This is a genomic window from Endozoicomonas sp. ALD068, from assembly GCF_049310145.1.
GTDB lineage: Bacteria > Pseudomonadota > Gammaproteobacteria > Pseudomonadales > Endozoicomonadaceae > Endozoicomonas_A.
Genome location: NZ_JBLYNU010000004.1, coordinates 1,784,632 through 1,806,018, shown reverse-complemented (window position 1 = coordinate 1,806,018; position 21,387 = coordinate 1,784,632). Strand labels below are relative to the sequence as shown.

General features: G+C 46.1%; 17 protein-coding genes. 9 read left to right on the top strand and 8 right to left on the bottom strand.

Translation table 11 applies throughout. The features are described from left to right. Positions 1-75 precede the first annotated feature (75 nt). Together ACO6V5_RS06455 and ACO6V5_RS06450 are read left to right on the top strand one after the other, a co-directional pair. A complete protein-coding gene (locus ACO6V5_RS06455; protein WP_422412951.1) occupies positions 76-1,911 on the top strand; it encodes an RING finger domain-containing protein in 1,836 nt (611 codons plus the stop codon). A 297-nt stretch (positions 1,912-2,208) separates the two neighbouring features. Continuing rightward, the gene (locus tag ACO6V5_RS06450) at positions 2,209-5,442 is read left to right on the top strand and encodes a CHY zinc finger protein (protein WP_422412949.1); all 3,234 of its coding nucleotides are present in this window, start codon (positions 2,209-2,211) and stop codon (positions 5,440-5,442) included. Between the two features lie 147 nt (positions 5,443-5,589). Here the strand turns inward: ACO6V5_RS06450 and ACO6V5_RS06445 are convergent, their stop codons facing one another. Then, entirely contained in the window at positions 5,590-6,450 is an 861-nt protein-coding gene (locus tag ACO6V5_RS06445) for a trypsin-like serine protease (RefSeq protein WP_422412947.1), read from the bottom strand. A 253-nt stretch (positions 6,451-6,703) separates the two neighbouring features. After that, positions 6,704-7,579, bottom strand: coding sequence for a hypothetical protein (locus ACO6V5_RS06440; protein WP_422138033.1), 876 nt, complete (start codon positions 7,577-7,579; stop codon positions 6,704-6,706). Between the two features lie 657 nt (positions 7,580-8,236). On the opposite strand from ACO6V5_RS06440, the gene ACO6V5_RS06435 reads away from it, so the two are divergent. The 5 genes from ACO6V5_RS06435 to ACO6V5_RS06415 all read left to right on the top strand — a co-directional run bounded on the left by ACO6V5_RS06435 (position 8,237) and on the right by ACO6V5_RS06415 (position 10,609). Further along, complete coding sequence (locus tag ACO6V5_RS06435; protein ID WP_422133850.1) at positions 8,237-8,467, top strand: hypothetical protein; 231 nt, start codon at positions 8,237-8,239, stop codon at positions 8,465-8,467. A gap of 133 nt (positions 8,468-8,600) precedes the next feature. Next, positions 8,601-8,723 (top strand): hypothetical protein, encoded by a 123-nt coding sequence (locus ACO6V5_RS06430; protein WP_422133851.1) that lies wholly within the window; start codon positions 8,601-8,603, stop codon positions 8,721-8,723. 145 nt (positions 8,724-8,868) lie between these two features. Beyond that, positions 8,869-10,062: an RtcB family protein gene (locus tag ACO6V5_RS06425; RefSeq protein WP_422133852.1), complete on the top strand. Its 1,194-nt coding sequence runs from the start codon at positions 8,869-8,871 to the stop codon at positions 10,060-10,062. A 153-nt stretch (positions 10,063-10,215) separates the two neighbouring features. Beyond that, positions 10,216-10,350, top strand: coding sequence for a hypothetical protein (locus ACO6V5_RS06420; RefSeq protein ID WP_422132603.1), 135 nt, complete (start codon positions 10,216-10,218; stop codon positions 10,348-10,350). Between the two features lie 40 nt (positions 10,351-10,390). Then, positions 10,391-10,609 carry a hypothetical protein gene (locus ACO6V5_RS06415; protein WP_422441823.1) on the top strand — a complete coding sequence of 73 codons (219 nt, stop codon included), beginning with the start codon at positions 10,391-10,393 and terminating at the stop codon, positions 10,607-10,609. Between the two features lie 293 nt (positions 10,610-10,902). Here ACO6V5_RS06415 and ACO6V5_RS06410 read toward each other — a convergent pair whose 3' ends face one another. Beyond that, on the bottom strand, positions 10,903-11,475 hold the full coding sequence (locus ACO6V5_RS06410) for a cyclin-dependent kinase inhibitor 3 family protein (RefSeq protein WP_422138034.1): 573 nt from the start codon (positions 11,473-11,475) through the stop codon (positions 10,903-10,905). Between the two features lie 247 nt (positions 11,476-11,722). On the opposite strand from ACO6V5_RS06410, the gene ACO6V5_RS06405 reads away from it, so the two are divergent. Next, positions 11,723-12,865, top strand: a complete 1,143-nt coding sequence (locus ACO6V5_RS06405; RefSeq protein WP_422412765.1) for a Fic family protein — start codon at positions 11,723-11,725, stop codon at positions 12,863-12,865. A gap of 596 nt (positions 12,866-13,461) precedes the next feature. On the opposite strand, the gene ACO6V5_RS06400 is transcribed toward ACO6V5_RS06405, so the two are convergent. After that, positions 13,462-15,480, bottom strand: a complete 2,019-nt coding sequence (locus ACO6V5_RS06400) for an alkyl/aryl-sulfatase (RefSeq protein ID WP_422412767.1) — start codon at positions 15,478-15,480, stop codon at positions 13,462-13,464. Positions 15,481-15,589: 109 nt separating this feature from the next. On the opposite strand from ACO6V5_RS06400, the gene ACO6V5_RS06395 reads away from it, so the two are divergent. Next, the gene (locus tag ACO6V5_RS06395) at positions 15,590-16,501 is read left to right on the top strand and encodes a LysR family transcriptional regulator (RefSeq protein ID WP_422412769.1); all 912 of its coding nucleotides are present in this window, start codon (positions 15,590-15,592) and stop codon (positions 16,499-16,501) included. Between the two features lie 537 nt (positions 16,502-17,038). Here the strand turns inward: ACO6V5_RS06395 and ACO6V5_RS06390 are convergent. The 4 genes from ACO6V5_RS06390 to ACO6V5_RS06375 form a co-directional block, all read right to left on the bottom strand. Further along, positions 17,039-17,428 (bottom strand): hypothetical protein, encoded by a 390-nt coding sequence (locus ACO6V5_RS06390; protein WP_422138037.1) that lies wholly within the window; start codon positions 17,426-17,428, stop codon positions 17,039-17,041. Between the two features lie 132 nt (positions 17,429-17,560). Next, positions 17,561-18,670: a hypothetical protein gene (locus ACO6V5_RS06385; protein WP_422138038.1), complete on the bottom strand. Its 1,110-nt coding sequence runs from the start codon at positions 18,668-18,670 to the stop codon at positions 17,561-17,563. 268 nt (positions 18,671-18,938) lie between these two features. Then, the gene (tnpA, locus tag ACO6V5_RS06380; RefSeq protein WP_422412772.1) at positions 18,939-19,268 is read right to left on the bottom strand and encodes an IS66 family insertion sequence element accessory protein TnpA; all 330 of its coding nucleotides are present in this window, start codon (positions 19,266-19,268) and stop codon (positions 18,939-18,941) included. Positions 19,269-19,967: 699 nt separating this feature from the next. Beyond that, on the bottom strand, positions 19,968-21,296 hold the full coding sequence (locus ACO6V5_RS06375; protein WP_422412774.1) for an ATP-binding protein: 1,329 nt from the start codon (positions 21,294-21,296) through the stop codon (positions 19,968-19,970). Positions 21,297-21,387: the final 91 nt, after the last annotated feature.

Here is a 21,387-nt window from a genome sequence, read left to right as displayed (position 1 = left end):
CCATTCTGATTTACAGAATCAATGTTTACTGTCTTTGCTAACCGGAAATAAACGCTAACTTTGGAGGAGCCAGACATGGACGGAATTAATAATAACTCCAGCATTTCAGGTTCATACTCGCCACCACCAAAGCGAGCTCGCCGGGGAAGTGTATCATCTTCTGTTAGTAAGGGTAGAACCTCCGATGTCACTGAAAAAACAGCATTGAATGCTTTAATCAACATTAGTGCTTTCAGCGACAGTGCATTCAAACTGGAACAAGCGCAAGTTACTGACGAGAATTGTTCAGTCTGTTATGGGTCACACACGGCAAGTATAATGAAAACGCCATGTAAACACCTTTTTCACGTGCATTGTTTGTATCAGTGGCTGCAAACCAGACTGCGAAACAGGACAGTTAAAACCTGCCCTGTTTGTCGCGCAGAATTGATTAGCTTAAGGAACAAACTTAAAGACTTAAATGGGCTATTGGATAAATACGACGGTTGTTACTCATTAGATATTGCTGCCAGAGCAGTGAACGAATGGAATAAAGCAGAAGCATGTCATGGAGTCTTATATCATTTTGTCCAACTTTGCAGACATAACAGCCAGGCATCGGATGATTTACAGTATGTAAGTATCCTGCGAAAAATAATTCATCCGGTTATAAAAGCTGAGATTATCCATAAATATAAGATCAACTCCGCCGTCTTCAGCAGCAATGGCCACCTGGTAATAACCGCCAGTGACGATGGAACGGCAAAAATCTATGGCTACCAGGCGGATGGATCATGGCAAGAAGAAGTCACTATCAGCCACTATGGTCCGATCAAATCAGCCTCCTTCAGTCAGGATGGACGACATGTGGTCACTGTCGGCAGGCATCACAGGGCGAAAATTACTGGCCAAAAGGACGATGGAACCTGGGAAACAGAAGCCACTATTCACCATAGTGGTTCGATCGAATCAGCCTCCTTCAGTGCCGATGGCAACCATGTACTGACTGTATCTAATGGGCAAAGGGAGAGAGTCGTTGAAATTAATGCCGATGGTCAGCTTTTTGTAACTATAAAAAACAAAAATCGGGTGACAGTAGCTGGCAAGCGAGCCGATCAAGTCTGGAAAGAAAAAGCCATCATTGTCCATGACAACACTGTCAACTCAGCCATCTTCAGTGCAGATAGCCTCCATCTGGTGACCGCCAGTGAGGATCATACTGCGAAAATCTTTGCTCAGAAAAACGATGGATCATGGCAAGAAGAAATGACCATTCGCCATAATACTCCGGTCAAATCAGCTAGCTTCAGTGCTGATGGCAGCCATATTGTGACTGTCGGTAAGGATAACGAGGTAAAAATCACTGGCCAGTGGAGCGATGGTTTATGGAAAGAAAGTGTCATCATTACCCATGATAAGACGGTCAATTCAGCCAGCTTCAGTGCCGATAGCCACCATCTGGTGACCGCCAGTGATGATAGAAAGGCGAAAATCTATGGTCTGAAAGATGATGGCTCATGGAAAGAAGATGCCACCATTCACCATAAAGGTATGATTAACTCAGCCACCTTCAGCGCCAATAGCCGTTATGTAATAACCGCCAGTGAAGATGGTAAAGCAAAAATCTATAGCCTGACGGATGATGGATTATGGGAAGAAGAAACCATCATCCGCCATTATGACCCAGTGATATCAGCCACCTTCAGCCCCGATAGCCGCTTTGTGTTAACCGCTGGTGTAGATAGAAGGGCGAAAATCTATAGCCGTAGGGGCGATGCAACATGGAAACATGAAGTCACCATCCGACATGGTGGTCCGATAAAACCAGCCTCCTTCAGCAACGATAGTCGCTTTGTGGTGACCGCCGGCAGAGGTCCCATGGCGATGGGTGGTCACAAGGCAACAATCACTGAGTTATGGAAGGAAGACTGATTGAATAGAAAGCTCATCCGAAAAACCCGTTGTAAATACTTAACTGGCCAGATAGACAAGTATTTTTCTGGCAAAGAAGTTGATTCAGCGAAAAGCACTCTGGCACAAGACAATTAACCGTTTAGCGATTCAGAAATTTTTGGCTATTCTCTGTTTCTACAACAAATAATGAAATCAACCAATGATGTTCCTTTATTTTTCCAGAACAGAAAGTCAAAACGGATTGTCCTGCCGTTTGCTATCAGGCGAAAAGAATGGAATTGATATTATTGACACAGCCTTTTTTGAGGGATTCGAATGCAAATTTGTCGTTTATTCATAGCATTTGTTGTTTCTCTGATAACTATCGTAGTTGTGCCATCAGTCTATTCTTCAACCATCATCGACCGACATAATCCCGATGGACAAAGAGTTCAGATTGAAATCAGCGACGATACAGATCCCCGGGATGTGAGTCATTGGCAAGTGAGTTTGCTGCTTTCGGAAAGCTTCAATGACCGAAACAGCATTCTTTGCTTTAAGGCACCTGTGGTACCAACTGATTTGAACAGTATCGCAATATGGGTCACGAACGACTTGAGTGACTATTGCTATAAGCTAGTGCTTCCAAATGAGAAGCAAACACCCGTCTTCCGGCCTCTCTCACAAGGTGCCTCTGAGAATAGCGCACTGGTTCGCTTGAAATCCACGACGGCGGACAGACCAGAGCTTATTTCTGTAACCACCGATCAACCGCTGAACGACAAAACCCAGGCTAGCCCGCTGACCCTTCTGCTCTATCCCGACAACCTGCCCGACATTGGGCTGAAAATCGGGCAAACCCGAAATAACACAATCACATTGAAAGGAGCCGGGTTCGCTGGCAACACCGATTTTACCGGTGGCGGTAATGGAGGCTTTTTCTATTCGCCTCCCTCTCCGGGAGGCGGAGGGGGAAGACCATCGGGATTCTTCGAAATTGACCTGGTTATCCTGAAACCCGTCATCAACTGGCTGATGTCCATAGGCAAGGATTCTGTCTCGTTTGCGGAACAGCGATCCCCGGCGCGTCTGAAAATGACACGCGTCAATGCCGACGGCTCTTCCAGTGAGGCCGTTATACCCGTTGGTTGGCTTAACTTCCTGAATATAGAACAACTGACCGATGTTAATTTCTGGAACACCCTCTTCCAGCGTGCCGCCACTACTTGCCCAGCCAGCGAGAGCCTTCAGTGGCAGCTTGACTGTCTAAAACTATTTCTTGAGTACACTGCCTTGAAGACAGATCATGCTGATGTATTAAAGGCAGGTAATGGGGATGGGGAGTCATCGGATAAGGTACAAGATAAATCACTAAAGAACGAAAATAACGACCATCAAAAAGAAAAAAAAGGTGCCCCTGAAGATCAGGAGCGCAATTCACAGCGAGAAGACAATGATAGCAGTGGAGATGGTAATAACAGAAAAGACGACAATGGAAAAGAAAGTGAAAAAAACAGCAGGACTCAAGACCTTCAGGTACTGGCGAAGCAACTTGTAGCCATCATTGAAAGCGACGATCCCGATGCCGTTTTTAAGCTGAGGCAAATACTGGTTGAGCTGAACATGCCTCTGCGTTTGCAGGTTTTGGAAACAAAAAGCACAAACACCGAGGGCATTAGTCTCACGCCCCTTGAGGCGATATTGAAGCTGCAGCGTTCCTTCTACGAAAACTCAACGCGCAACCGTTTTATCGAACAGCTGATAGAAGCCACCAGTGATAAAACACGGACTTTGGATGATGTTAACATTCCGTCTGAACTCCAGCCGATAATTCCACCTGACCGGACTCTGTCCGAAGCTGGAAACAAGAACCTGATCATTTTGTATAAAATTGTTCGGGATATAATCCACAGGGTCAACCAATCCAGCCAACAGCCACCTATAGGACAATTTGAAAAATGTTGCTTTGCAGAGTACTTCGTTCAATTGTTCCTGCTCCGTTCCAACCCACTTGAACTTATTCTTTATCCGTTAGGACAAATATCAGATCCGGAAGTAAGGCTAGATATTCTTATTGGCGCACAGTCATTTACACTTTCCACCTCTTTTTTATATACCGTTACACAATTCCCTCAACACCCATCGTTTCATGAATTAAAACATTTCTTAAATCGACTGTTGATTCAGTTAAAAACTTACACTTTACCACAGCAGCCTCCACTGCAAGGGGCTGCAATCATTAGTAGAGACAGCACTTCTAACAGAACAATAGCCTCTGGCTTTGCCGACAACTCCCTTCTCACTCGGCAACCTTATTCCCAACCATCCCTGCCTGCACCGATGAAGTATACCCACGGACTACTTTCAGATACCCCAGCGATTACTCCGGGAAATCCATCTAATGCAGGCGACAGCCCCAACAATCAAGAATTTCAAACTATCAATTGTGGTTTAGAAAAGCTGGAAACTGTTTTAAATGAGTACAGCAGGCTAAGAATCGAAGTTGAGCTGAAAAGAGGAGCTCAGGAAAAACAAGAAAATAAAAGACAACAGATTGAAGAGTTAACTGAAAAAGTTAAAGGGCTAAGCAAAGAGAATCGAGAGTTAAGAATGGAGGCTGAAGGGTTAAGAAGGCAGAATCAAGCGTTAAATACAGATAACCAGGGATTACGGAGCTGCGTGAGCTACCTGCAGGCTGAAAACGAATGCTTTAGTAAACAACTTGAAAAGGCGCAGTATGTGCTCAGAGAGCTACGAGAATCATTAAACGCTATGCCCCATTGGGCGCAAGAACCTATGACAGCCGCCAGCCCGCCGATGGGAAGCAATGGTGCCGGGCATAGTGGTTCTTACCAGCAGTCGGGCACTCACAATGAGCTTGCAACCCCTTCGTATGAGGCGACAAACTCATCCAATGAGCATTCAGAGCTACCATCAGTAGACGATATGCCCCATGGAGAGCAGCAACCGATTTCAACGACCAGCCCGTCGAAGGCACAGTCGACGACATCTGTACAAAAAAAACCAATGTCGCTCTGTTTTCATTACTACAGACTCTGCCTTCTGAAATTTGACTGCTGCAGATTCTATTTCCCCTGCCATAGATGTCATAACGAAAGTGATCTATGCGAGGTTACGAATAAACTGCCGTTTGATGCAAAACAGTTTCAATGTTCTCTCTGCAAATATGAGGGGGACATTACAGAAAACTCCCAGAAATGCCCTGGCTGCCACCAGCAAATGTCGGAATATTTCTGTGCACGTTGCAAACTCTTTACCTCTAGCGAAAGATCCATGTTCCACTGCGATAAATGTGATGCTTGCCATAGGAGCAAGGATAAACTCTTTCACTGTGATGTTTGCAACCTTTGCCTTGATATAAATTTACAAAGCACGCACAAATGCCGGCAAATCTCAGGGCGCGAAACCTGCTGCATCTGTCTGGAAGAGGTCCCCGGCAGCCGTTTTGTCCTTCCCTGCTCCCACCAGGTCCACGGGGAGTGCGGCCTTGCGATGGTTCAAAACAGGTTAAAACACTGCCCTGTTTGCAGGCATCCCCTATACCCGTAAGAAGGTGAACATGAACATAATAATTGCCCGACGGTGTGCATTTATTGAAAGCGGTTTAACACGCCTTTTCTTTCCCATAATCCCTGGGTGATCTGCATTGATCCTGGTCAGTGAGATGCAGAGTTGTGAGACTCTGCCCTATCCCAATTATATTGTTTCTCCTGTCATGCGGGTTTCTTTGAGCTTTCTACTTACATATAGAATGGCTGTTATTCCAAGAAGAGTGCCAACAACACCAGCTCCAATGCCAACAGTAATGTCAAAAATACAAATAACATCCTTCCAATTATCTTTTTGAGACTTTTTTAAACTGGTATTATCTACGATAAAATCAAGATATTTTGATAGGGTTTCGAAGATAATTACGCCACCAGCCACGCCAGCGCTTGCGTCAAGTAATCCTAATAAATATGCAGTACCGTTCATGCTGTAGAATAGGGGGCCTCCGGAATTGCCATTTTCTGCATAACCAGCATAATTTAACTCATAAACTGAATTCTTAACTGATAACCATGTAAGAATCACTTTCTTCAAGGCATCGTGATCTGAATAAGCAGCAGCGTAAATGGGATTGATTTTATATAAATCATTTATTAAATATGTTTTATTATCGATTAAGGGTAGCTTTATACCTTTCTCATCCAGAAAAATTTTTTGATCTAGCTCAACTATCGCAAAGTCATAATTATAAATAATTCGTGAAGAATCAAATTTCGAGTACAATATATATCTGCTTGCTTTAACCGAAAATGGAGTCAAAGCATTTTTAAAATGAGCCTTAAGGCAGTCAGCATCTGGAAAAGAATCTAACGCATGAGCAACCGTTACTATATGTCTGTCTGATATCAATACTCCAGTAAAAGTGCCACCGGTATTTGTCATTTTAACAACCCAAGGTAGCAAGCCAGGTGCAACAACTTGAGTGGGTTCTGTGTATCGCTTTTGTCTATCTAATGCAAAAATGCAACTGGAGTAGACAATTAGAAAAACCAGCCCAAAATAGTGCATAACGACCTCACCTCAACCTTTCATACTATAAATTCAAAAAGGTAGTCTATAAACGCGACATAAATCGGGTTTTCGAAGGTCTCCAGGAGGCTGTCGGACTTTAGCGTCCGTCTGGATATGCTGGCGTATCCATTGATCCAGTCGTGGTATAGGTAGAATTTTCCCGTAAGTTACACATTGGTGGTCGTGTATGACTTTTAGTCGCCTGCCAGCGCTCGGCTGAAGCAGGCGGTTATGTTCCTTGAAACATCAATTATCGATAACGGAAATAAAGGTGCATAAGCCAATGATATGTTTGCCAAAAATAGTTTAGCGATGTTCTTATTAAAGTTCGGGTATGAGTAAGTAATCTATCATCAATATTGTGTTCATCATCCGGTCTTATTGCTTGTGCTTGCACAATTACATCTTGATCAGCATTCAACATTTGAATTTGGCCTTCCCGTAGCTCCAGAAAAATAACTTGAGGATTTATAACTGTAGTCCTGCGTGCATTTAATAGTGAACGATGATGAGCAATGGCATTTCTACAAATCGTATTAGTGACAGACGCACCTATAGAACCAACTATTAATGGTCGCTGTAAGTAAGAAGGGCATAGATTTACAAAAAACATCATGTGTGCAAAAGTGGCCGAGCCGGCACCTTGCAGTATTGGACTTAACGTGCCACTGATTCCATTATATCTGCAATAAGCTATCATTCCGGCAAAACAGACACTGGCTGAAAAAATAGTCACTCCATTTGGATAGCGTACCATCAGTCTTCTTATTGCTTGCGGTATCCATTCACCTGGAAAGAGATTGGCTCCCCGATTGATGCTATAGGGGATAAGCATCCCAGCATTTCGCATCTGCTCAAGTTGTTGTGAAAGCTGCTGAAGGAGTTCTTCATCTTCGGCATGCACATAAAATGTTTGTTGACCAATTTTCACCCAGCGTTTCTGCCAGTGACATGGGTCACGATCATCACCGCCGCTTGCTCCTCCTGATGAGGATATCGTGGGTGGGGGAGGCATCAGATCTGACCCCGCCATAGAGCTGGGACATACATCTAAAAATATGAATGTTAGCGTAACTAATACTCTAAAGCGGTAGAATAATATTTTGGCTTCATAAATAAATGACATATAGGTAACCCCTACGTCAGGATAGATATCGCCTCTTTTGATACATGACTTTCAATAAGTGAGAGCAGATAAAAAGAGACTGTTTTGGCTCGCTGCTGCAAAAAATGGAAGAACCCATTTTCCAGAAGGTGATGCTAGCAGCCTGTCGGACTTAAGCGTCCGTAGCGAGGATTGCAAGAAATTGAGGATAAAAATCTCTGTTTCTGAGGAGAATAGCGAGCTATTTGACGAAGAAACAGAGATTTTTAGACCAATTTATTGCAACCGCAGTAGGACAGTCTTAAGTCCGACAGGCTGCCAGGAGCCTGACCGAGAATAGCGCCCGTCTAGGCGACCCCGTAGCGAGGACGGCAGAAAATTGAGGATGAAAATTCGGTTTTGTGAGGAGAATAGCGAGCTATTTGACGAACAAAAGCGGATTTTCAGACCAATTTGCTGCCGCCGCACGACTGCATGGATGCAGGAGCTAGAGCAACGCAGGAGCAGTTGCCGACGACTGCATGGATGCAGGAGCTAGAGCAACGCAGGAGCAGTTGCCGCATAGGGCAGACTATTCTCGGTCAGGCTCCTAGCCAGTAATGTTTTCGTGGCTCAGCTTAAAAAAGAGAAACCGGCATTACTGATGCAGCTCTGTATACTTGACGCAAACAGACAAAAGTGCAAGGTATACTCGTGCCCGGTGATGGTAAGAATCCATCGGCTCTGTTAGTTCTGACAAACAAGGCAAAGGGAACTTGTACTGTGAAGGCCCACGCCAGGCTCAACCTGTCGATACACAGGGTTCAGCGCTGGCAAAAAATGAAGAACAGGTACGGGAAGATAAACGTCAAAGGGAAGGTAACCTGTCCTGTCGTCACAGAAACACTGGAGAACTTGAGGATAGCTTAAAATTAAACCTCTACATATCAGTGCCTTATTTTTTTTCAGCTCATAATGAACTTATTGGCACGGCATTTGGTCTAACCATTCAGTACATCTGAAACAATCAATGAGCAAGCCATCAACTTTCAGGGAGCGCAATATGAGAGATGAGATTTTAGAACGTATTAAAGACCACAACGTCATTATTCACTATGCCATTGAATCCGGGAGCTGCGCCTGGGGAGTAGCGAAACGAAAACCATTCAGGCTATGCTGGGACTGAATGAATTCATGGAGTCACAACTCTCTGCGCTGGAAGCCTTCAAGGGCAGCCAGCAAACGACTGTGGGATCATTTGAGACCATCAATCACCTGCTCCATAAAATTTTGGACCATACCGCTGAAAAAAATAAGAGAGGTGCAACATCATGCCAGTGATTACTTTGCTAGAGGGTACCGATAGCCAAAAGCCAGTTAAGATTTGGACGGATGAGGTCAGCCCACAGGCACTTGAACAGATGCGTAAAGTCGCCAGCCTGCCCTTTATTCACAAACATGTGGCTGGCATGCCTGATATCCATCTGGGCAAAGGTGCAACAATAGGATCGGTTATTGCTACCACAGAAGCCATTATTCCTGCCGCAGTTGGCGTCGATATAGGCTGTGGCATGAATGCGGTTCAGTTATCGCTGAAAGCCTCTGATCTGCCGGACAACCTTCTGGCCATCCGGCATGATATTGAAAAGGCTATTCCCCTTGGAGCCGGCGGACAGCATAAAGAAGCGCAAATAGCCGGAGATTCATCTGTTGCTCATGGCTTGCAACGTATTCTGGAAAAGCATCCGGATATTGTTCGTAGAGGCAATCGGGACAAGTTTGTTCGTCAGATGGGCAGTCTGGGTTCTGGCAATCACTTTATTGAACTGTGCCTGGATGAACACGACAACGTATGGGTAATGTTGCATTCCGGAAGCCGGGGTATCGGTAACCAGATAGGTCAGTACTTTATTCATCTGGCTCGAAAAGACATGGAAAGGCAGCAGATTCATCTGCCCGACAGAGACCTCGGCTACCTGAAGGAAGGCTCGGACCACTTTGATGATTACGTTGAAGCCGTGGCATGGGCACAAAACTACGCCCTGCTGAACCGGGAACACATGATGAACAGTATTCTCAACGTATTGCACCAGCATCTGAAACCGTTCACCGTCATCAATGAAGCTATTAACTGCCACCACAACTTTGTTGAGCAGGAGCTACATGATGGCCAGCAAGTCTGGGTAACTCGTAAAGGAGCCATCCGGGCCAGAAACAACGAACTGGGCATTATACCCGGCTCTATGGGAGCCAGGTCTTACATTATCCGTGGCAGAGGCAATCCCGAAGCATTTTGCAGCTGCGCTCACGGAGCTGGACGGAGCATGTCCCGTACCGCTGCCAAAAAAACCTTCTCTGTTCGTGATCTTGAAGATCAGACACAGGGCATAGAGTGCAGAAAGGACAAAGGCGTACTGGATGAAATTCCCGCCGCTTACAAAAATATCGATAAGGTCATGAGCCTGCAGAACGATCTGGTTGAGGTCGTGTGCACACTGCGACAGATCGTTAATGTGAAAGGCTAGTGCAGCTAAGCTCTGATATCCATACACCCCTCGTTCCCACGCAACAGAGGGTGTCGCAAAACCCGTTCCCCTCCCGTCATTTCCGGCCTCACTCCCGTCATTCCCGCGAAGGCGGGAATCCACACAGACTCATCACCAGAACCATACTGCCCGGTGTCCCCCTGGCCTTTTCATCCGCGAGAAGGCAGAGACCCGCTGTTGGCGCTGGATTCCCGCCTTCGCGGGAATGACGACCTCAGAGTATCGGAACGAGTGGCCTGTATGGATATCAAGGCTTGGCTGCACTAGGAAAAAAGAGAAGTAGCAATGGTCTGGAGTTACCGAGTGATTGAAACCTGAAACCATGAATCCAGGTTTGCAGTGCGCAACGTGTATTACCAGAATGAATGCAACATTCAAGGCCGGAATGGAAAGATACCAACAACATTCAGGAGACCGAACAATGAAAAAGCAAAAAAACGCTCGTAAGCACTCGCCTTCGGCGGTGCTGAAACTGATGCAAGGCCCTATGTTTCGCCAACGTCGGGAAGAGCTGAAAAACCGCTAAGTACTCAGCCATACGGAATCGAATATTTCTGGCTTATTGGGCAGGTGCTCTGCAAGGCGCAACGACGGGAACATAGCAAGCTATGTGACCAGAGTTGCAACGCATCACGACTGCATGGATGCAGGAGCTAGAGCAACGCAGGAGCAGTTGCCGCGAGTGCCTGAACAATAAGTCAGAAAATATGATTTCGTATGGTTGAGTACTTATAACCGTAAAGATAAACATCGTGGTCGCAGCGATATCAGGCTGCATCAGAAAGCATTGAATAAAACAGTGTTTTCTTGTGCGGCTTGTTAAACTTTTTTTGCTTTAGTGTTGACAGGGTGATTGCCCGAGGGCATAGACCGCACGTAATCTTCCTGTTCCCTGGTTTCTATGGCTCCGATCCTGGCCTTTCGTACATTTGAAATAGCCTCATCAGATGATGCACCATAGGCCATTAGCAGTCTGGCAACCAACAGTCCGGTGCGCCCAAGCCCTCCACGACAATGAACCAATACTTTCTTCCCCTGGTCCAGGCAACGATAAATCGTATTAACAGACTGCTGCCAATGCTGTTCAAATCGGGCATCAGGAATGGAGAAATCTTTTATCGGCAAATGCAGCCACTGCATACCTGCTTTGTTAACCTCATCTTCAAGCTCACCGATACCCAGCATGTGGAACTCATGTTCTTCAATCAGAGAGATCACCAGCACTGCGCCCCATTTTTTTATAGTGGTAATGTCTGTAGCCAGATCCCGGTTCCAGTCCTCTCCAAACATTGACTGCCCCTTCTTACCGGGTGCAACGGCCATGCCCAGAATTCCACCTCCGGGAATAGAAACGCTATCAATGACTAAAGGATTTGATTGTGATGCTCGCATTTAAATGATTCCCGGACTTTATTCTGAGTTAATAATCGATATTCCCATAGTTTCTGACGGGATCTTTTAGTATATCCGAACAATCCGTTTTTGCAGATTTACGGAATTAGTTGTGACTGATGTTGTGTTCAGTAGTTTTGATTGACCCTGTAATCTTGTTGTTTGAGCCAATTAATACTACTATTTAGCTCATAATTTGAGTCGATTAAGATTCACAACCGGCTCACTATCTTGGGTAAACCCGTAAATGACCGATTATTCACCAACGCTGTGGATCTGGCAAAACAAAGACTGGCCCCAGTTTTGCTGGCAAGAAGAGGCTGTGTTACCTCTACTCAGAGAAGTTCGCTTCAGCCTGGGAGTCCTGTTAGGAAAAGCCAGCACTACCCAGAGTGATAAAGCAGAAGCCTCTGCACTGGACACCCTGCTGGAAAACATCATCACCTCTTCTGCCATCGAAGGTGAACGCCTTAATGCCCAGTCTGTCCGGTCATCACTGGCGAAACGCCTGAATCTCAAAGGTACTGATGACACTGCCTACCCGACTTCCGAGCGAACCGAAGGGTTGGCAGAAATGATGCTGGATGCAATCACTAACCTGGATGACCCTCTGAGTCTGGATCGTCTTTTCCAATGGCACCGCTGGCTGTTTCCCAATACAGAGTTTACCTTTCATAAGGTTCAGGCAGGTCAGTTAAGGGGCGATGAACCCATGCAGGTGGTGTCCGGACGTATTGATCGGCCCACCGTTCATTTTGAAGCACCGCCAAGAAGTGTATTGGTGTCAGAGCTGGAGCGATTCTTTGACTGGTTTAACCAGAGCAGAAACGATCCAAAGTGTGATCCCCTGCTTCGTGCTGCCATCAGTCATTTCTGGTTTGTGACACTGCATCCTTTTGATGATGGTAATGGGCGATTAACCCGGGCTATTACCGACCTGGCCCTGGCACAAGCCGATGCCCAAAGCATCCGGCTCTACGCTATGTCCAGCGCGATTCTGGATAATCGCAAAGCGTATTATCAGATCCTGGAACAATCCCAGCGTGGGAAGGTGGACATCACCCACTGGCTGCTCTGGTTTTTACAAATGCTCGATGAAACGATCAAAGCCTCGTTGAGAAAGATTGATCGTACACTACACAAAACGCGGTTCTGGCGGGCATTTCACGATACGGGGCTTTCCGATGAGCAGATCAAAGTACTTAACCGGCTACTCGACGGCGGGGAGAAAGGGTTTGAATCCGGGATCAGTGCATCGCAATACCAGAAGGTGGCAAAAGTCAGCAAGGCAACAGCTACCCGACATTTGTCTTATTTATTGAATAAAGGATGTATTGAGAAATTGCCGGGTGGTGGTCGCAGTACCCGGTATCAGGTCGCTCGTAAATGATCAGACGCTACATATCAACTACCGGAATGTTCTCTTGTCGTGACGGAGCAATAGCCATAACCGGGTCAATCACCAAAGCGATATGTGTTCCAAAAGTCGCTTATTCCGTTCCATGTAAACACTTCAGCAAGGCCAAACCAGACTGCGCCAGCGATCATTGAGGAAATAAGTCAGCAATGTGTTTGGCATTTACGCAGCATGACGTTCTTTAGTAATCCTGAGCCAATTCGCAGCCCCTGGTGATGATTGTCAACGGCGGGCCGCCCCACATAACTCCGGCTTATGCGCATGTGCCAAGGCTGATAACTCATCCAAAGCTGAAAGTCTTATAGCACCTACAGCCGCTTTGTAATCCATTAGATCCTGATATCGGACTCTGCGATGCCAGCACCAACCTGTGTCTGGACCGCCAGAGGATCAGACATATCCTGCAGCTCTTCTGCCACGACAGTCACATGTCATAGTCAATGGCGCCTGCAAATGCGTGTGGAGGAATTTTTTTCACTAAAAGATTCGGATAAAGTTTGTAAATAGAAAAAAAGGTTGAGATGACTACTGTCGTTCATCCCAACCAAAAAATCATTCAAAGAAAGTCATTAGCTGGCAGGCATTGGAATGATCTCAAACATTCCGTCAAAGTCATCCAGAGTTGCTGACAGCTTTTCTATCAGCTCTGCGTTGCCTTTGATCTCAGCATCACCTGACTTCAGGAGGGTTGTCAGGGAAGTTTGACCCAGCGCCATTTTTGTCAGGTCAGTTTTTTGAATGACCAGTTCAACATCAGTCTCCGGCAGTGTTTCCACTTCTATATTACTCATATTGGCGTTTGAAACTTCACCAAAAAAGCGCTGCTCCAAGTCCGGGTGATAAAGGCCAAAACTAAAGTCTAAACCCGCCTGCTCCGCTTTTTCGGCATTGAGGCGAACCGCCAGAAAGTCAAGAAACATGCCTGTTGGCGTATTAGCAATAACATCGGCAGAGGCCAGCTTAATGGATGGTTTGATCTCTCCGGTTCTCAACTCCACTGCACCTTGCAGGTAGGAGTTGCGCCACGCCATGGTTTCTGACTGATAACCCTGTTGCTCAAAGCTGTCAGCCAGTGCATAGCGATAATCCAGATTATCCGGGTGACATTGCACCAGATCGTTGAACAGCTGGGATGCTTCTTGATATTGCCCGTTATTGAAGTGTGAAACTCCTGCGCTATAAAGTGCCCCTGCACCCGCTGCATCCACATAAACACAGGACTTGTCTCTGGTTTCAAGCGGGTTGGTGTTTACCGGGTTCATATCGTGATAACCAAGATATAAATTGACCACCGCGCGAGCGTTGTGACTGTATGAACCGTGGTAGCCATTGGTGTGCCAGGTCTGCTTTTGAACCTCTGGCACCAGCTTCTCAATTTCACGACCTACGTCGTTAATAGTGGTGCCATGGTTGGCCAGGCGCATGGCCTGATTGTGAATAAAGCCATAGTTATCCCGCTGCAGGGTCATATACTCGGCAATTTCGTTGTTTTCAGTGGCGGGATCATTCCAGACTGGTGCAGAGTGTGCAGCGTGAATACTGTCAACCATTCCGGAATCCACAAAACGCATTTTCAGTTCAGTCAGATACTTGGTCCAGACCAGAGCATCACGAACTTTTGCTCCCCGGAAAGTGTAGATGTTATGCATGCCGTCATAAGTGAGCTCAGCGGTATTGAGTGAGCGGTATTGCGGAACATAGAGCACCATTTCCGCAGGTGCTTCAGCGCCCGGCATATTTATGGCATGAAACTCCAGGCCATCAATATTAATCACTTTTTCACGTGACGTAATTTCTGTCGTAGGCGCCACAAGAGTGACCTCGCCCCTTGACGTACCCAACCCCAGAGCATTGTCAACGATGCCTTTGGTACTATTGGTTAACGTTGTTCCATACTGATAGTTTGCCCGGCGGCCCATAGCAGTACCGGCGATGACGTTTTCGTCAGCCAGCTCTTTGATGAAATCTTTTGGCGCGTAGATTTGCGCGCCTTCGGCGAAGTTGCCGGACTCATAGACACCCCTGGAACCACCAAAGTGATCAGCATGCATATGGGAGTAAATCATCCCGGTAATTTTATGCTCACCATTGATTTCAGGCAGGTGTGTTTTGGCAAAATCCCAGGCAGCTGCAGCCGCTTCCCGGGACAACAACGGATCATGAATGACATAGCCGTTTTTGGATCGATAAATGGTCATATTGGATAGATCAGCCCCGCGAATCTGATAGACACCATCCGTCACCTGATACAAGCCACCCGCCGTATAATTCAGCATACCCTGACGCCAGATAGACGGATTCACCGTGGCAGGTATTTCGTCAATCGACATATCCGTCATGTACTGAAAACGATTTTTCAGCTCTCCCGCAGCATGATTGCCAAATTCTGCGATCAGCCCTTTGCGGGTACGTTCAAAAGCGGATACATCTTTCCATGGCAGGTTTTTTGCCAGATTCTGGTTTGCCTGTTCAGTATGGGCAGTGGCAGGTTCGCCCTGATAGTCCTCGAGGCTGGTATATTCAGCACTTGCATTAAACGACGCAAGAATAGCAAGGGTAATAGCTGATAGAGTCTGTGTCGGTTTCATAGTGGTCCTTATTCACAGTTGAACTGAAGACTCGATCACTTTAATGGCTAAATTCATAATGATAAATTTACGATTTTTTAGTTTAATCATCACTGCTGGTTATATATTGATGAAAGCATCAAAGTTCGACCTTAATCTCCTGCGAGTTTTTCTGGCGGTCTATCGCTATCAATCAATCACAGTGGCGGCTGAGGTTATGGAGCTAACCCAGCCCGGCGTCAGTGGCGCATTAAAGAGAATGCAAAACCAATTGGGAGATACCCTGTTTGTTCGTGATGGCCGAGGCATTGCGCCAACGGATTTTGCCCACGAAATAGCCCGCCAGATTGAGCCCGCCCTGGAAACTATAAACAATACTCTCATTGATATGCAGGGACTCAGCCATCATGGAAAGCGCCGGTTCATCGTGTATACCCCAGAGCCCGTAATGCTGGTACTGCTCCCCAAGATTGAAGCTGACTCAACATTGGAAAACCGGGAAATAGTGCTTTTCCCAACACCGACCACTGAGGAAGAGTTACTTGATAAGCTCAATTTACGGCAAGCGGATTTAGCAATAGATTTTGCTCATGTCTCCACCTTATCTTATTTTTCCCAGCCTTTGTTTACTGACCAGATCTGCCTGATTGCCAGCCAATCCCACCCCAGAATCCAGGGAAGCGTTACAGCTGAGCAGTTTTATCAGGAAAAACATATAACGTTGAAACTAAGGCGTGAAAATACATTTTTGGCAGACTCTTTTACGCAAGAGCCCCTGCAACCAAGGAAGGTTATGGCTGAGTGCGACTCCCTGCTTGCGTTAATGGCTCTGGTAGCCAGTAGTGAAAGTATTGGCACTATGAGCAGCAGTCTGGCAAAGATGTTTTCTCAACAATTTGGTTTACAGATCATGAAAATACCGTTTCGTTCTTTGCCCATTAACTACAAATTGCTAGCCCATAGCCGGGTCCGGAATAGCAAAACCAACTGCTGGTTGCGCAGTAAAATTCTGTCTTATGTCACAGAGTTAAGGGGTGAATAGAAAAGGGCGGGCAGATCATTCCTGAAAAAGCTCCGTGACGGCACGATTCTGGATGGACTTCTTTGCTATCTTCCAGAACTCAAGTGCTCAGGAGGGTGTCAAAAAAGTAGCAAGCAAAGCTGCTGATGAGCAGGCAATTCCCCACACCGCAGGTAAATCACGCAGAGATATGACAGAAGCAAGCATTCAACAGACCTGTCCCAGGTACTTTCATACTCTTTTTAATGCAACTGGTGAAGGCACCTGACCACTTCCAGCATAAATTAGCCGGATCGAACCAGGTTGGCCGTAGAAATTCAGGTATAACCACAGATGATGAAAACCGGACAGGTTTGAGAAACTACAACCAATGGACAAAGGGGGAGCAAAGGACTTGCTTGCAAGATGCATGCAAGGAAGGCCAACAACAGGCTGACGCCATTTCGAAGCTTCTCTGGAAACGTCAATCGCAAGATTGGCGTTTTTTTTCGTCTGGTTGTACCTTTAACAACGCACTTCAGCAATGCGCCAGCCAAAAGTTCTTATCGTGTCAGATCATCACCGCAGCATCCACATTTTAGCCCTGCGCCCCGGTATGTATAGCCTACGCCATTGGCTGTTTACTATGAATGTGTCAGCAGGTTCGATGACATCAAAGTAAGTTTGATGCCAGAAGAATTTGTGCTCCTCCGTATTTACCCAATACTCCTGGCCATGTTCACACTTGTTGATACCAACCACCGCAGCGGCGTCAGGCTCACCTCGGCTAAAAAGAAGAAAACAATCACCCTGCCCTATTATTCTCATTGGTAGCCCCTGGTTGGTTCTGTGAACTTCGAGCAACAGATTCTTGGCATCTTCATCCTTAATTCGCGTAAGCCCCCCAAGCTCGTTGAAGGTCTTACGCGAATGAAGATGAGAGCCGGTTACAGCAACGCTCGTCAGCAAACAGCGCCATGAATATCACGTTTTCCTGACAAGCCCTGGCAATCCGGGGACTGGAAGTTATGCTGTGGAATAGGCGAACAGAACCGCCTTTAATAACATGGCAGGGTCATCAGCTGGGCACCTGCCGCCGAACTACAAACTCTGATAATTTGCCCTGTGGTAGAGTTTGTAAATCAGGTAGCCCACAGAAGCAATCACACCAATTAAAACAAACGCTGCAACTTCTCCAGCTATTCCTTCTCCGATGGAGTCAGCAGTTTTTTTGCCAGAATGCTTTGGATCAGGTTTACCTTTACAACCTGGCATACAGCCTTTGGGTCTGCAAATCACAGATTTGCTGCCGGTCAACGACGAATTAGACCACGTATACTGGGCTGAACAAGATTTGCATGTAATAAAATCACCCTTCCTCTCATAATCCATTTCATCAGAATTAAAAGCGTACGAAGAGTTGAATGTACACTGCTCTTTTGACTTGGGGTTAACGCATGACCCATTTACATCAAGACCTGCAACACCTTCTGGTGATATAACTTCACTACAATTGTACATCCCCCTTTCTCGGCAATGAAAATAATAAGTATCGTTAGCCCTTGGACATCCGGGGTCATAGTCTTTTGCAGAAGCGTTTAATAAGTAGGATGACCTGATGCAAGTATCGCTTACCACTACGCAGAACAGCTGGTTTCTTAGTCTAACCGGAGCCCCATCAGGGATACTGATATCCGATGGCAGCTTGATCATTGTTTGCACTCCGGAATTTTGCTGGCTATCAAAGATAAAATAATGCTTTGTAACATTCATCTCTTCATCGCCTTGTTGCATGTAATAAGCCGTTAGCTCAATTCCATTTGTAACATTAACGGTACTCAATACAGGCGGTTGATAGGGCAAGTTATCAGCATAAAGATCTATAGACAGGAGACCTGCTGTAGCCGACCGATTATGTGAAGTTTGAATATGGCCAAGCTTCACGCTACCGGGACTCAGTACATTTATGTCAACGGCTTGCATGAATAGCGCGAGTATTTGCTTGGCGCAGGATGGCGAGGTAAAAATATGCTTTTTTGAAACCCGCACCCCAATACAAGGTTGAGCCTTTTCTGCAATGTAAATCCGGGGTTGAAAGTAAACAAGATTTTCGAAAGCGTTGCCCTGCGTATTTTCTTCGGCAAAGCTTTGAGCAGATAAAATTAGCAATAACAAACAATAGAAAAATGTTTTGTAGTTGTGCAGTCTCATAATAAATAACCTCTGATGAATTAACACTTACGCCGCCTGCTTATTTACAGCGGGTAGCGCTGCCGTAGCAGTTAGACTCGGAAAAACCTTCAGGCAGTAAAAAATACTGAAGCAGGTATGTACCAAGGCAATTGTTTTCATGATATTCATACACACAGCAGGCTTTAGAAGACCTGAGAGATACGATAGAAGCGACGATGCAGTATAGCTTGTAGCGCTCGGTCTGGACTGAAAACCTGAGCAAGCTTCAAGGCATAAAATCCTACGTTTAGACCTGGAAAAAAATATCAGTTCGAAACGTAGAGTTGAACAGAAGTAAGCGAACAGACTCCCTCCAGGAGGCCGACCGAACAGATAAAAACATCAGACACCTAACCGGAAAGACACCTGAAAGTGATCTAGGAGCCTTAGACCGAGAATAGCGCCCGTAGCGAGGACGGCAGGCTGCTAGAGGTTTTTCCAGCTTTCGTTTCCAGTATCCAAATTTGGATACCCGGATGTCGTGCTGCTTGCACCAGGCATTCTGGGTCAGTCCCGACGCCTGCCAGGCCTGGATGCGTTCTTGCCATTCATTGTGCTCGGGTGAGTTTTTTGCCATACCGGCCTCCGTTTTCTTGGGAGGCTTATCATTTCAGGCTGGAGTTTGATTCTGAAGTACGTGGGTTTGTTTGGCGTTTACGGTTTAACAACCAGGATCCACGTTGCGACGGATGCGCTTGGTAATCCTCTTCCCTTCATTCTCACGGCTGGACAAGCATCAGAATACGGACAGGCAAATGCTCTGATAGAGTGATTTTCAGCGGACTCCGTTCTTGCTGACAAGGGATATGACTCAAATGCATTCCTCCTCGAGGTCAAGAAGTCAGTTGCTGAAGCAGTGATTCCCCCGAAGTGAAATCGGGTAGATCAGCAAAAATATGACAAAGAAATCTACAAGGAGCAAAATCTAATAGTGAGAAAACGTGAGTAACAGGTACAAAAAAAGCCTCCCATTTCTGGAAGACTTTTTGGAGTTGGTGCCCGGAGCCGGAAAATTAATCCTGGATATTCCAGTTACTTACAGAATTAGTGGTAATCCTGTTGTGATCAAAAAATTTGAACGTTGCCAGCTTCACCTGTTTTCCGGGTACTTTCAGGGTGCCTGTGTTCGGAGTCCGTCTGGGCAGTAATATTAGCCATGATTTTTCAATCACGCCCTGCGCGAATTTCACGGGACTTGATAAGGAAAAATCCTTTTCATGCGCGTAGCGTCGCCTGTTGACCCGTCGGACAGAACCGTCATGGCAGAGCAATCCTGTCAAAACCAATCTGCCAGATCGTCGAGAGAAAAGCCCCTGTACTCAATTTCATATCCCTTCAGTTGCTGCACCAACTTGGTGGCTTTTTCCTGTAAATGCGTTTTTCGGATATTTTTCGGGTTACGCTTGATTTCAGCAATCAGGACTTTTTTATCCAGTTCATTGACCGCGACAAGATCAATTTCATTCTGGTTCCCTCTCTCCCAGTAACTGCCGACGATATTGTACTCGCCAGTTTCCGCAATCACTTCCCTGACGATTTCTTCCAGCCAGTGACCACTCCAGGTCGGGTAATCACGCTCAATGACTTTATGGATAAACGGAAAGTTGCCAATCTCCACTGCGCTACGGTGCTTATAAATAAAGCGAAACCAAAAGGCCAGGAAAGCATCGGCAATACGATATTTAACCAACCGGGTTCCCGGTTTAGACAACACTGGTCGGTTTCGGCTGATGATATCAAATTCATTTTCCAGGCGATCAAGCTGTGGCCCCACGGAAATACCCAGCAAAGATTCTATTTCAGGTCGGCTCGTACTCCCGGAAGCAATAGCAGCCAGTATGGAAAAATAGGTACCATGTTCAGGTCCGAACTCTTCAGCCAGACGATAATGCCCTTCCTCAATGACCAGACTGTGTGCGTTAATCAGCTGCGACCAAAGGTCGGTTGCAGGATCAATGTTAAACAGCCACTCCAGATATTTAGGAACACCGCCACTGAGCATGTACCACTGCAGAAGTTTTTCAGGCGTAAACTCCTGCCGGTCATTCAGCATCTGGGCGATATAGCGACAACGCAACGGCTGAAGGTTGATGCGATGATCGGCACGACCAAACAAGGGCTCTCGTCCATCCTGAAACAACCGGGTCATAAGGCTGTATAAAGAGCCACAGCAGACCAGGTGCATACGACTCTGTTGTCTGTATCGATCCCATAAATCCTGAAGTTCGGAAAAAAACGCCCGATTAACCCGCTGGATATCCTGAAATTCATCCAGTATGACGGTAACCGGCGTTGTGATGCTGAACTGCAACAGGATTTCCATGACTTCCCGAAGACGTGCAGGCTGACCAAATATGGGAATATTCAAGACCGTTCTGATTTGCTCGACAAACTCCTCGCACAGCAATGACTCCTGCTTTCTGGATACGAACAGATAGATAGAGGCTGCAGAAGTATTGCGCTGAGGAAAGGTTTTATTTAACAGCGCTGTTTTACCGACCCGGCGCCTTCCTACTACAGTTGTCAGGTGGGCCGTTCCTTTAGAGGCTAGTTCACTCCACTCACGGAGCTGTTCAAGCTCATCTTCTCGATTATAGAATATCATAAAAAGTTACCGTAATATTTATTACAGTAACTATATCACAAAAACGGTCCTCTCCATACAAATATGCTCTGCGCACACATCGAGCTATAAG